Annotated in this window: 13 protein-coding genes and 1 pseudogene; 3 read left to right on the top strand and 11 right to left on the bottom strand. The window is 40.2% G+C overall.

Going from position 1 to position 12,260, the window contains the following annotated elements:
• Positions 1 to 47: 47 nt before the first annotated feature.
• From L3V43_RS06985 to L3V43_RS06955, 7 genes are all read right to left on the bottom strand, one after another.
• Complete coding sequence (locus L3V43_RS06985) at positions 48 to 551, bottom strand: hypothetical protein (protein WP_237116360.1); 504 nt, start codon at positions 549 to 551, stop codon at positions 48 to 50.
• Positions 552 to 988: 437 nt separating this feature from the next.
• Complete coding sequence (locus L3V43_RS06980; RefSeq protein WP_237116361.1) at positions 989 to 2,278, bottom strand: hypothetical protein; 1,290 nt, start codon at positions 2,276 to 2,278, stop codon at positions 989 to 991.
• A 139-nt stretch (positions 2,279 to 2,417) separates the two neighbouring features.
• A complete protein-coding gene (locus tag L3V43_RS06975) occupies positions 2,418 to 2,927 on the bottom strand; it encodes a ClbS/DfsB family four-helix bundle protein (RefSeq protein ID WP_206472592.1) in 510 nt (169 codons plus the stop codon).
• 92 nt (positions 2,928 to 3,019) lie between these two features.
• Positions 3,020 to 3,652 carry a hypothetical protein gene (locus L3V43_RS06970; protein ID WP_237123928.1) on the bottom strand — a complete coding sequence of 211 codons (633 nt, stop codon included), beginning with the start codon at positions 3,650 to 3,652 and terminating at the stop codon, positions 3,020 to 3,022.
• Positions 3,653 to 3,769: 117 nt separating this feature from the next.
• Positions 3,770 to 4,195, bottom strand: coding sequence for an Imm26 family immunity protein (locus L3V43_RS06965; RefSeq protein ID WP_237116363.1), 426 nt, complete (start codon positions 4,193 to 4,195; stop codon positions 3,770 to 3,772).
• A gap of 109 nt (positions 4,196 to 4,304) precedes the next feature.
• A complete protein-coding gene (locus L3V43_RS06960; protein WP_237116364.1) occupies positions 4,305 to 4,643 on the bottom strand; it encodes a DUF6678 family protein in 339 nt (112 codons plus the stop codon).
• A 148-nt stretch (positions 4,644 to 4,791) separates the two neighbouring features.
• Positions 4,792 to 5,160 (bottom strand): hypothetical protein, encoded by a 369-nt coding sequence (locus L3V43_RS06955; RefSeq protein ID WP_237116365.1) that lies wholly within the window; start codon positions 5,158 to 5,160, stop codon positions 4,792 to 4,794.
• 245 nt (positions 5,161 to 5,405) lie between these two features.
• Here L3V43_RS06955 and L3V43_RS06950 point away from each other — a divergent pair.
• Positions 5,406 to 6,385 (top strand): annotated as a pseudogene (locus tag L3V43_RS06950) (integron integrase).
• A gap of 182 nt (positions 6,386 to 6,567) precedes the next feature.
• Here L3V43_RS06950 and L3V43_RS06945 read toward each other — a convergent pair.
• A complete protein-coding gene (locus tag L3V43_RS06945) occupies positions 6,568 to 7,266 on the bottom strand; it encodes a hypothetical protein (RefSeq protein WP_237116366.1) in 699 nt (232 codons plus the stop codon).
• 332 nt (positions 7,267 to 7,598) lie between these two features.
• Between L3V43_RS06945 and L3V43_RS06940 the strand changes: the two genes are divergently transcribed.
• Positions 7,599 to 8,207 carry a hypothetical protein gene (locus L3V43_RS06940; RefSeq protein WP_237116367.1) on the top strand — a complete coding sequence of 203 codons (609 nt, stop codon included), beginning with the start codon at positions 7,599 to 7,601 and terminating at the stop codon, positions 8,205 to 8,207.
• Positions 8,208 to 8,260: 53 nt separating this feature from the next.
• Here L3V43_RS06940 and L3V43_RS06935 read toward each other — a convergent pair whose 3' ends face one another.
• The 3 genes from L3V43_RS06935 to L3V43_RS06925 form a co-directional block, all read right to left on the bottom strand.
• Entirely contained in the window at positions 8,261 to 8,881 is a 621-nt protein-coding gene (locus tag L3V43_RS06935) for a LysE family translocator (protein WP_237116368.1), read from the bottom strand.
• A 103-nt stretch (positions 8,882 to 8,984) separates the two neighbouring features.
• On the bottom strand, positions 8,985 to 10,598 hold the full coding sequence (locus L3V43_RS06930) for a PepSY-associated TM helix domain-containing protein (RefSeq protein WP_237116369.1): 1,614 nt from the start codon (positions 10,596 to 10,598) through the stop codon (positions 8,985 to 8,987).
• Entirely contained in the window at positions 10,595 to 10,915 is a 321-nt protein-coding gene (locus L3V43_RS06925) for a hypothetical protein (RefSeq protein WP_102057945.1), read from the bottom strand. Before L3V43_RS06925 ends, L3V43_RS06930 begins: the two co-directional genes overlap by 4 nt.
• A 541-nt stretch (positions 10,916 to 11,456) precedes the next feature.
• Between L3V43_RS06925 and L3V43_RS06920 the strand changes: the two genes are divergently transcribed.
• Positions 11,457 to 12,206, top strand: a complete 750-nt coding sequence (locus tag L3V43_RS06920) for a transporter substrate-binding domain-containing protein (protein ID WP_237116370.1) — start codon at positions 11,457 to 11,459, stop codon at positions 12,204 to 12,206.
• The last annotated feature ends 54 nt before the right edge of the window (positions 12,207 to 12,260 follow it).

The following is a 12,260-nucleotide window of genomic DNA, read 5'->3' as shown; positions in this document are numbered from 1 at the left end:
GAGCGTTAGCGAGTCCAGCACCGAAGGTGCGTTGCTGACTTGCCTTGTTAGAAGTCATAGCCTCGCTCTTTTAATATAGCCAAGACTTCACCATGGCCATGCAAGTATGAGGATAAACGCACTTTTTTGCCGGACTTAAATTTAAGCGTATACCAATACATAGAAGCGTTGAATTTTGCTGAAACTAGGTCATCCCAATTTTCTTTTTTTGTTCCCGTCCACGGCGTATGAAACTCAATACCGCGCGAATCAAAGCGTCCTTTGACTTTGAAATACTCAGCGAAACACGCGATTGCTGCAATTCCAAAGCCCAAAAACAATCCTAAGACAGCGACAAATTCGCTAGTTTTTTCATGCACATCTTCATCATTGAAAAATGCCCAGACGGCAAATAATGAAAATGCTAAACAGGCGAGTGCAAGAATAAGAATAAGTAGGCCGTGTTTAAGCTCGCCGTTGGTTGCCCTCCCTCTGGCTGCATTGGTAAAGATTACTCCAATAACAACTGCAACCAATCCACCAATCAATCCCGAAGAAATCCATGACTCCAAAGCTTACTCCTTAACTTCTAACGCCGCAAACAAACGACAAAAATTAGTTGGCTAAACTTGTGAGGAACGAACAAAGCCAACTAGTTTTTGTCCGCCCTTTTAATTTGCTTTGTTAACTGGCTGTTGGCGATTTAGTGTTACTTACTTAAAAGGGTTTTTACCATACTTTGGCTTATATTTGTAAAATAAATACAGCTCGACAACCAAGTAAAAAATATAAATACTGAACCCAAAAAACAGACCTGCTTTTAAGTCTTTTGCCCAAACAATTACTGAACTTGTGAACAAAATGCTAACCAAAGCCCATAAAAGTTCATAGCGCTTCGTTCTTAAGAATTGACCCACAACTCCTCCCTTTGAAAGTTGGCAAATATTATGGAGACAGTTAACGCTTCAAGAAGAGGCGTGCTGAAAGCACGTCCTTCTTGCTTGACTTGTTAAATTGACGATTCTATCGAACGCCTAAAACCAGCAAATACAGGGGTATCAGTTGAACTAAAATGTATACCTAAATCTACTGCAAGCACACCAGCTGTAACTAAGAAATTAGGGGCAGAGCCCATCAACATGACTAGTGCCGCTTCAGCTCCAGTAGCTAGCACAGCCGCTCTGATAATAGCTATAACATTGGCGTTACGGTTACTATCGCTCTGAAGCTCTTGAATACGCCCACGTAATTTTGAAATTTTCTGACTTTTGGTTAACTTTTCTGAACAATTGACTAATAGCTCTATAAATGACATTCCTTCAAGATACTTAGACTTTTCGTATATAAGTTTATGAAGCAGCAACCTATCTTCACCTGATATCGACTTAACTGAGTTTTCAACTAGCTTTTTGGTATCCATAGTATTTATGGACTTAATTAATGGATTGTTTAGTAATTCCTTTTCGCCAAGCTCTTTCTTTAATGCCTCTACAAACAATTTTACGGCTTCTAACTCAAAATATTGATAAGAGTTGTTCTGATTTTTACTTTTTGCCATAAAGTGAGCTATTGTATCGTTTCTAATATCGCTAACCTTTCCGCCAAATGTCTCAGCAGTTGTTAAGTTTGTTGCAAGTGTTAAAGCTTCCTTTAACTGAACGATAAAGGCTTTTCGAAAATTTTCAGGAATTAAAAGTGACCAATCTTGATCTATTTTGGGATACAGATCAGATCGAGAAGCTACATTTATTTTTGTTGCTAAAAATGCCCCAATACTATTTTCCGCAATTTCATTTTCAGATAAATACTCTCTTGATATAGTCCAAATTGAAGCCCTGAACCTTTCGTTTAATCTTTGATTTCTTGTTGAGTCAGCTGTGGCATTTTGTATAGGTGCGTTTTTCCAACCGGACTTTTCCATTTTTTCCGCTCGGTCAAATGTTCTCCGTTTTACTTCCTCAATATCCTTTGCAGATCTTACTTCTTTTCCTCTGTCGAAAACTACTTCCTTGTTGAACCGCCAATTAGCTCTATCTTCAATTGACTTTTCTGCATCTAGTGCAAGAGATGCCATTCCGCAGTTCATTAACTCAAACAGAATTCCACCTTCTTTAACAGCGCTGTCAAAATAAAAATCCTCTCCCTCAAATAATTCTGCTGGCCTAATAACTAGATGACCACCTAGGAAGTGATTGGCAATGACTTTTTTATTGAAAGCTTTCTTTGATGAGGAAAGGTTTACTATGCCTTGAAAACTCGTATCCCAAAATAGAATTTGATCGACAAAATTGAATGACATACATACTCCCTTTGGTCAATTTAACGCCGCGTTAAGGTGTGAACAACGCCACCATCCAACCTAAACCATTATGCCGTAAACACTAAAGCTGATACAAACCGAAAATGCCAAGCGGTGAGAATCACTCTTAAACGCCTTGTTATGTGAATTGTCGATTGAAGCGCCGAACTTTTGTACGCATATTTTTCATAGGTGATGACGTATTAAACTGAATCATGCGCCCTAGAGTCCATTGCTCATACCATGCTACACCATACAACTCATAGTCACTTAAACTGGAAATAAGTAAAAGTATCTCGTTAACCGTAGACTCTAGCTCAACAAGCAGATCATCGTATTTCCAGTCACGATATTCTTCGTGGAAACTTTCGGCGAGTAACCCCAGTTGATTCCATTTATAACCAGTTTCAGGGAAATCCACATGCTGATTTTGAGATTTTAGCCGATACCATTTAAGAACGAGTTTTCCCCAACCAATCAAGTAAGCCACTGTATCACTAACGCTAACGATTGTACCTTTGACGTTTCCCTCGACGCCAGATTTACGAGCTTTGCTTTCTGGAATTGAGCGATAGTCAGCCATTAGTTTTGGAAATATTGACTTTATGGCTAGCTCTAATTCATCCTTATTTCTAGGTACGGAAGACATTTTGACCTCCATTCACATAACGCTCCAAGCAGCGGTGAGTGATATTGGCGGTTTTTTGCCCGCGCAGCGGGTGAGAAAAAAGCGCAACAATGTTACAAATCCGCCTGACTTGGCTTGTTAGCACTTTTCCAATCCATTTCGACTAAGCCGAACAACGTAATTTCAACGTGAGCTTTAACGCTACTCGGAGGAACTATTATTGGTTTGTTTTTATATTTTTTAATTGTAACAGTTCTAATTTCACTATACTTTTGCTTCAGCGGGTACTCTTCATCTAGTTCAATGCTTTGCTCGATGTTAAATAAAATATGTATTAACCCGTTATCCTCTACCTTGCTAAGATACTTAATATTTTCCGTGGTCGCACCAGGTAATGAACCAGTATAGAGTTGATAATAATCAACGAAAAAATATTTAACCAAATCTCCAATCAACCATTCAGATAGATCTTCCTCTGGGATTCCCATTTCAATAAATTTATTTTTGAATTCAGCCTTACTTTCTTTATTTAGTTGCCCTTTTTTAAAGCGCATTTCAATAAAATCAGATAGAGTCAACTCATGATTTTTTGTGTATGCAGAAACTTCAATAAACTTTTCTACATTCTCATAATCTTTTAAAAGAACAGCTTCCAAATACTCTTTTGCCAACTGGATAGATTCGTTATTTGCTTGCACTGCAAAACTCCCTACTAAAGCAAATATTAAAAACAACCTCTGAATCACGAGTGTTCCTTTTGAGTGCTAACGCTCGATTAACGGGTTAAAAATAGTGGGCTAAAATTGAGCGAAGCGAATAGCCCGCTGTTTTTAATCTCTGTTTAATTGCTTGTTATGTTGCGATCAGTGCAAGCGATAATGTTCATTTAACCTATCAATAATATGACAAGGATCCCAAGCGGAAGCCCGCTCTAATCCAACGCATTCTTCCTCAGTAGCCAAAGTGCTGTTAGCCCAAGTATGATCTAAGATATAAAACTTTCCGTTGATTTTATCTTGCTTAAAGTTAAGCGGGAAATTTTTAAATTTTTCAAGATACTCAACTTGACCAGCTAAGGGCCAACCATTCTTACCGATGGCATAAGTCATTACTACCAATTCGAACAGTATCGGTAACTCTGCAACTTGCTCCGGAGACAACTTCTCAATATTACAATAATCCATTATCGCTAATCTCTCTGTAATAGTAACGACACCATAGCAAAAACGATTACCTGATAAAGGGATTTCTACGTAATTTCCGGGAGTCCAATGTTTACGCTTAGGCATGATTCCTCTAGCAACATAACGCCGCAATATGAGGCGTATTAAGCTTGGCTAAAATTAGCGAAGAATGAGCGTCAGCCAAGCTTTAGACGTCCCACGCATAATTGCCTTGTTAGTTGTTTTTATTGCAATAAATGAAAACAGTATCACCTTGGGATTGAAATGGAACCTTTAAGCTTTGTAAGAGTTTAATAAATTCGACTTCACAAGAAATCACTTTTGCAGGGACTAACCGACCAACACTTTTTAGGTATTGTGGACGAACACAAAACCACTCAATTTTTGAATAAGGCTGCAAACAATGAGCAGACCAATCACCCAAATAATCTACATTTTCAGAGAATGTTAAAGGAAAAGGTGCTTCATCAAATTTTTTATATTGAAATGGAGGTGTAAAAGGCAACTCAGCATTTATTGAGTCAATTAAAACCTCTATCTGATTAGCATCCATACTTTTTGTTTACTCCAAACTATCGAAACAACTAACGCCCGCTTAAGTGGTGAGCAACACAATCCGATGTTTCCGCATACCACCTAAATCACTAAGCTTAACGCATGGTAAAAATGCCACGCGTTGCGAATCCGTCTTAAAGCGTTTGTTATGCATTATTTTTGTAAGCTTCCAAAAGCTCGCTTGCTGTAGGTGGAAAAACATCATACCAGTCAAATTCATATACCTCTTCCCTTGCAGCATCATATTCCTCTGGGTCTAGGGGAATATCTAATCCAGGAGTTCCTCTACTTTTTCCTACAACAATTGTTGTTAGAGGCGGCAAGTCGTTATCGGCACAATAGAAAGCAATATGACCTAGTGTTTTATCCAGCACACCCGCCGCATTTTTCTGAAACATTTTTTTAGACAATAATAAATATGTGAGGGTTTGTCTGTTCATAGCAGCACCGATTAATATTTGCCACGCTTGAAGTGCTCTTTCTTCTCGTTTTGAAGATGGATTAAAATACTTCAATTTGATACTCCTTACTCGAGATAATGCATAACAATTTAATATCGACCCAATGGGTCGTTTATCTACCGAGTCATGGGTCATTATTCTCATTGTACCAGTTTTATCACAATAACTAACTTGTTGCTACAGATATATTTTTCATCATTATGAAAAGGATGAAAACGACCCAGTGGGTCGTTTTCTTGACTATAGGAGAAATACGCCAACACTGTATATAAATACAGTTTCTTTTTAGAGCTAATTCAATGAGAACTCGTTCACCATTTCTAAACCACATCGCAGAGTTTATGCTGACTAAGCAATATTCGCTCAGAACAGTTGATACATATCTTAAGTGGATTTCTTCCTATATTCATTTTCATGATAAGCGTCACCCAGCTTCAATGGGCGATAACGAGGTTGTCGAATATCTCGACTACCTTGTGCTTAAACGTAATGTGTCGCCTAAAACACAAGCGACAGCGTTAAATGCATTATCTTTTCTGTATAAGCAAATAATTAAACAGGATTTGTGCCCCAATCTAACGTTTATCAGAAGCAAGCGCCAATCTAAGTTGCCAATTGTTATGACCCCCGAGGAGGTTAAACGTCTCATGTCGTTTTTAAGTAAACGATATTATTTAATTTCAGGCTTAATGTATGGTAGCGGCTTACGTGTAATGGAAGCTGTTCAACTACGAGTTCAGGACATTGACTTTGACTATAAGTGCATTCGGATCTGGAATGGAAAAGGGAATAAACATCGGGTGGTTACTCTCGCCACAGAACTTATACCTTTGCTAAGAAATCAAATTGCTCAGGCTGATGAATACTTAAAATTAGATTCCCAGAATGAACGATATGCAGGTGTTTGGATGCCAAACGCACTAGCAAGAAAATATCCTAGCGCCAATAAGTCAATTGCTTGGCAGTATCTATTTCCCTCATATAAGTTAAGTGCAGACCCTGAAACTGGGGAGATCTGCCGACATCATTTTCATCAAACAGGAGTACGTAAAGCGGTTAAAGAGGCAGCCAAAAAGCACAAATAACAAAACCTATAACGCCCCACACTTTTCGCCACTCTTTTGCTACACACCTGTTACAAAGTGGGGCAGATATTAGAACAGTACAAGCTCAGTTAGGCCATTCAGACGTTAAAACCACTCAGATTTATACCCATGTTTTACAGCTAGGCGCAAACGGTGTTGTAAGCCCTTTGAGCAAAATTTTGGGACATACATGAGTTAGTGGAACGTGCGCTTTGTAGAACAAAAGTAACGTTGACGACCGTCTTTTGTTCCACAAAGCGCATGTCAGGTAAAGTCTCGCCCCGTTCTTTTTAAACGGTTAGATTCGGGTATGGGCTACTACATTTTATACTTGGTAAAAAGTGTAAATCCCAGCAAACAATAATGATCACTGCAATCAAGTCGCGCCAGTTACTGGCATATCCGAATCAAAGCCAACACTGGTAAATAGGCTATCTAACTCAAGCTCAAAATCTTTGCGATTTACATCCAACGCTTTTAATGTTGTTCCACCAAGTAACGCCTCTTGGCCCTTCTCTAGGCGTGCATGTAAACTTGCAATTACCGCACGAATGCGATCTCTATCTTGCTGCGCCAATGCTTTTTGACTTTCAGTTTCATGGTCAAGCTTTGCTAACATTTCCAGCCGCTCAGAGAGCTCCTTGTACGCTAAAAAATCTAACTCTAAATTTTTAAACAGTAATTGCTGCGCTTGATCTTTACTACTGATATCAACCTTTACAGGCCATGTCATTATATCAGCCAACAACGCTCGGAGCTTTTCGTAAGCAGCCTCATCTTGAGAGTTGATGCTTGTAAGGTCGAATAGAACTTCGTGATCTGCAAATTGGAACTGCAGTAACGCTTCATTTTTGTCATGTTGCGACGTTTCGCTAGCCGAGCCATTGCTCATGGCATTCATAAAGTTTTGTTTAAAGGTGTGAGCACGACCCCCACCTGCAGTATGGTGATTGTCATTTACTGTAAGCTGATTATGAGCGCTCGGGATCACTAGTTTATCTCGCTCTAAGGGTGAAAAGTTCAGTGAAGTAGGCTCTATGAGCGCTACTTGATGTCCAGTTAAAAACGTTGGCATTGGGCAAGTCTAAAAAAACAATCTCGGTGAGGGATCTTTGCAAGCATTATTCCAAATAAATATTTTCAACAATCAGCCGATGAATTGATATCAATAGCCACTGAACACGGAAATATTTCATTTTCTTAAATAACACGTACAGCTTCATGGGCAATTCATTGCCGCTTAGGTACGTTAGATTGCCCTATTTGAAGGCTAAATGGCAACGAGTCTACTGCTGAACAAATTGCAAAGCCCGTACTTAAAAAAGAAACGCCGCAGTAGCAATCAAAGCGGAATTTGGTATAAACCTTGCTGTATAAATATCAACCACCCAATGGATGTGCTTAATCATGAAATTGACGAAGGAAGAATTACAATTCATTAACCGAACCCTAGCCGGTAATCGCGTTGCAGGTTCGCTATTGCCGGAAGCTAGGGATCAAAAGCAGCAAACTCACAGCGAGATTAAAAAGTTACTTGCGAGTATTTCAAATAGTTCTCAGTTTAGTCTCGTTGCCAAAAATGCCAACGAGCAGGTCGAGTTTCCACTTAGCGACCTATCGGCATTGATGGCGATTTTAGACAACAACTTAGAAGCACCTAATATCGTAGAAGCCGCTAACTCTAGTGCCCCACGTAGTTGGCGTACCTGCCCATCAACACCGGTCAGGTTTAGATTGTCTCCTCAAATGATGCCGTTTAACATGGTCTCCATATCCCAATCCGGTGGACTGATTAATACTTTTCCCTACCAAGCAAATGCAATCCAAATTAATGTGATCAGTCGGATAGCTAAATTATATCTTGCCGACCCTATTCCACTGTTTGCAAACGTCCACTCAATAAAAGTGGCAAGCCCACTGGAGCTCGCCGTATCCTTTGCAATGAATAAAACCGATAACGAAAAACTCAAAGCATTTATTCTTCATAACTACATACAGCGCAAGGGGTTAGATTAGTTCAGCTTGATGGGCACAAAGATAGAGCGCCTACCAAGAAGTGCTTACGATGGCTACAAGGATTGGTAAATCACTCGTATGGCGAGCAGTAAAAAGGCACAGCCAAGAATTTTATCAATCACAGCTCGCTTAGCCGTTAAATCGAATTTATCTCTTGCTGAAGCACTCAACATTGAGACAATAAAATACCACAACGCATCTATCGTTAGCACCGTGATACACATGATAAAACCTACCGTTAATGTCATCTTTTCTGGGTCGATAAACTGCGAAAAGAGCGCAACGAAGAAAATAGCTAACTTCGGATTCAAAAATGCAATTGCAAAACCATCCTGCGCAGCTTTGGCATACGACGTTGCCACTTGAGACTGTGATACCGCCAACCCTTGGCTCTTACTCATTAGGATTTTTATCCCCATCCATGCCAAGTAGGCAGCACCACCGTAAACCAAAAATTGGTATACAATCGGAAATTGATGAATAAGCCCTGACAACCCTAAAATTGCTAGACTGGCATAAATTCCAACTCCCAAACCATGCGCAAGGCTTGCGACAATACCGTGTTTGGCACTATGAAATAGGCTATAACGCAAGACAACCGCTAAACTTGGGCCAGGTGACATCGCACCAAAAGCACAAATAGCAGCAAGGCTTAACCAGGCTGTAAGCTCCATAATTTTTCCGTAGAGAATTGCAAAACGAGTAGGATAACAGATTTGAAAAAATAGATGGCACTTTGTAAGTAAAAAGGAACTACCAGCCCCTTTCTACGTGTTTTTATACAGACTGCGTTTGTAATTCACATTCTGTTTTATGCTGACCAATAAACCAAATGCTATTGGCTTCGCCATAGTAAGCCCTATGCTTTGTCTTATCTGCCATTCGCCAAAAAATAAAACCTAGGATCATAGCAGTTAACTCCAAACCAATAGAAGACCAAGCTGTCGCAGGCCAAATACCTAAACTTGGGATTGCAAACGCAATCATTGAAGTCAGTGGCAACGAGAAGCACAAAATGGCAATCGCCTTTTGTGACCAAATTGCCGTTTTACTCATACCGATAACGAATGCTGCAATCAAGGTAAAACCAAAACACAGATAATAGACCCACATATACACAACATTGATGTTTATTGTGGTCAAGGCGGCCCATTTTGTTACAGCAAACGCGGCAGCTACACCAAGTAATGAGCCCATTGCCACGCCAATAGTCAATTTACCCATCACTCGGGTTGATTTTGACTGCTCCGGCTGCTTTTGCTTACGGCGCTTCTCAAGCCACAATAAGTTACCCGTATAAAACAGCACTGCGCCTAAAATACCCATAATAAAATAAGCCCAACGACCAAACTCACCACCGTAACTCCCGAAGTGAAGACCGAATAACGTGGTCACTACCGCCCCCCATACCCCTTGCGCATCATCTGCAACACTGCTTGCCGATACTTCAAATGTGTAAGGGTTCATAAACAAATAGTCAGTTTTAGGTCCACGCATCAAGTGTTTATCACTTAACAGTTGAATTGACGCAGAAGGCATGGCGCTATTTAATCGACTCAGGGTTATACCTTTGACTTGGTAGTCAGGTGCGTAGTCTTTCGCTTTTTTCAAAATTACGTCGAGACTTGGCAAGTTTTCAACCTTGTATTCAACGGCTGAGGGGGCTTGACGTGAAAAAAGAGGTTTATCTCCATATAATTTACCTAACCCATCGTACAAAATATCGTGGAATGCGAATACAATCACAGTGATGGCGATAATAATATGAAACGGTAAGCTAGTGATCCCAATTAGGTTATGAGTATCAAGCCAAAAACGGCTCGCGCCTTTTTTATCTCTTAGGGCAAAAAAGCTTTTTACTAAGCTCGGCAATAAGAAAATAACGCCCGAAACAAGCGCAATAAAATACAAAATTGCCGCAATACCGAGTACATAAACCCCTGCCTGATCATGGCCAATTTCCCCCGCAATGCCTGCACTGCGGTGAAGATAATCCACTAGTGATGATAGTTCATTAATATAGCTGGTATGCGCATCAAGCTCCCCTGCTTCATTTAAAGTGCCGTGCCAGAGCGTTTTATCAAGGCTCAAGCCCCGAGCGCCACCTTGCTCATACCAATTAACTGGAGAATTGTCTGCTTCGAAACTAATATTGATACCACTTAGAGCTTCAGGATGTTGTTTAAATACACGGTGGATAAGCGCATCATATTGGCTGGCATCGACTTGAGGCAAATGGTGAGAAGGAGGCGTTGCCCACTTGTCGATGCTACCTGCAAACATGGTGATAGCGCCAGCAAAGAAACCGATAAACAGCAGTAGACCGGTCGTTAATCCCGTCCAAGTATGTACACTTTGATAAATCCTTAATATATCGGCGCGGATCTTCATGCCATCCCTCTTACAACAAATAAAATAACGTAAACAACTAAATTAGCGCCGCCAAGCCAAAGTACTGCTTGTTTTGAGTTTTTGAACATAAAAACAAAACTCAAAATGAGCAACCAGATAGGAGAAATCATCCACATACTAAATTGAGTCCGCCAACTTTGTCTCGCAGGAGTTAACGTCTCCATCAAACCATCACTGCCCACCCAAGCGAAAAGACCAACGATCCCAAAGCTTAGTGCCAAGCCAAGTATGACACCTGCAAGTGTCTTCCCCCACCAGTCAGGCTGGATTTTATCAGCATGTGACAACCTGCTCATTGTGATTTCCTAAAAAGTATTAAAATGGTGAAGGGAATAAGCGCGGTAAGTACCATGACACCGATAAGCCAACTAAATACGACCGCAGCACCAGTGAAAATTTGTATTGCAAAAATGAATGTAATTGCCAGAAGAATGTAGCCAGCAGTTCTAGCATTGTTTGGCAGTGGTCGCTTTAACAAGCGCTGATGCTTGTTTGTGCAGTAAATTAACGTAATTGCAAGGCTCAGAAGAGCGACAAAAAACACACTTAACAAGGTAAAACTCCGTTTTACAGTTAGATTGAGGATTAAGGTGAGGTTAAGATTATAGCGAATGTTTTATTTTCAGCAACACAAAATACAATTGATATGATAATCATTTCTATTACACACCAGGATATAACGAATAGCCTGGTACTTCTGGATGCAACGGCCAGCTAATAGCGGCCACATTGAATTGATTTATATATAAACGTAAAACAGTCATAATATGTTCTTTTGTTGCGCTTTTTCCAATCTATCATTACGCTTAGAGAAGGTAATTTAGGACAAACTTGCCGATGCGCATTATTTTTATTTTGCTACTAACTCTCTCCAGTATTTGTACTCAGGCAAAAACGGATAGTCGGGCGGTACACATTTGCTTTGAACGGTGGTGGCCTTACAGCTTTGTTAACGAGCAAAAACAAGTTCGGGGCATAGAGGTTGATATAATTAAATCAGCACTTATAGGTACTCCCTATCGAGTCACATTTCATGAACTTCCTTACCGTCGCTGTTTAGCAGGCGTTGCCGATGGTACATTTGATTTTACCTTACATGTGGATGAGGCCGATGGCTTTCCAATTATCGATGTGTCATTCACCACCTGGCTGCTTTCTCTTGCGGTAAAACAAGGTCGCTTCAGCAACCCTGATGACTTTTATCAACTTGCCGCCCCAAGAGTCATGATCTCAGAGGATTACAGCTACCCGGAAGCGGCTGTACAAGGGCTGAAAAAAATCAACGCAGCCATTGTCAGACGTTCGTTTTATGAGCAAAACCATGATGACGGAAAAAAGTTTTTTAGCGTACTCAATAACAACAGAGTTGATGCCATTTTAGTCGATAAAGTGTGGGCTTTAGAGATGATCCGCCGTCATCAACTCGAGGTCACTTTTCTACCGCGTCCCTTTCATGCTGAGCAGCAATTTATGGGATACAACATCGCGAACCAAACTATGGCGAGGCGTATCGAGTCGCTCTTAGAAAGGGTTCCAGATAAAACAATTAAAGCTATTGAGATTAAATACTTAGGCGATGATTTTTAATTCTCAACGCAATAATTTCATGTTCAAATAACAAACAAATAACCACACTACGAT

Origin of the sequence: Pseudoalteromonas sp. L23 (assembly GCF_021728455.1) — a bacterium.
Taxonomy (GTDB): Bacteria; Pseudomonadota; Gammaproteobacteria; order Enterobacterales; family Alteromonadaceae; genus Pseudoalteromonas.
Note: the sequence above shows the minus strand (reverse complement) of the source record. Positions and strands in the feature narration are given on the sequence as shown.

Bases quoted from the DNA above. Each gene is read 5' to 3' on its own strand.
- L3V43_RS06935 (WP_237116368.1), bottom strand. From the start codon at position 8,881: ATGGAGCTTACAGCCTGGTTAAGCCTTGCTGCTATTTGTGCTTTTGGT.
- L3V43_RS06975 (WP_206472592.1), bottom strand. From the start codon at position 2,927: ATGTCTTCCGTACCTAGAAATAAGGATGAATTAGAGCTAGCCATAAAG.
- L3V43_RS06930 (WP_237116369.1), bottom strand. From the start codon at position 10,598: ATGAAGATCCGCGCCGATATATTAAGGATTTATCAAAGTGTACATACT.
- L3V43_RS06965 (WP_237116363.1), bottom strand. From the start codon at position 4,195: ATGCCTAAGCGTAAACATTGGACTCCCGGAAATTACGTAGAAATCCCT.
- L3V43_RS06945 (WP_237116366.1), bottom strand. From the start codon at position 7,266: ATGCCAACGTTTTTAACTGGACATCAAGTAGCGCTCATAGAGCCTACT.
- L3V43_RS06960 (WP_237116364.1), bottom strand. From the start codon at position 4,643: ATGGATGCTAATCAGATAGAGGTTTTAATTGACTCAATAAATGCTGAG.
- L3V43_RS06980 (WP_237116361.1), bottom strand. From the start codon at position 2,278: ATGTCATTCAATTTTGTCGATCAAATTCTATTTTGGGATACGAGTTTT.
- L3V43_RS06940 (WP_237116367.1), top strand. From the start codon at position 7,599: ATGAAATTGACGAAGGAAGAATTACAATTCATTAACCGAACCCTAGCC.
- L3V43_RS06925 (WP_102057945.1), bottom strand. From the start codon at position 10,915: ATGAGCAGGTTGTCACATGCTGATAAAATCCAGCCTGACTGGTGGGGG.
- L3V43_RS06920 (WP_237116370.1), top strand. From the start codon at position 11,457: ATGCGCATTATTTTTATTTTGCTACTAACTCTCTCCAGTATTTGTACT.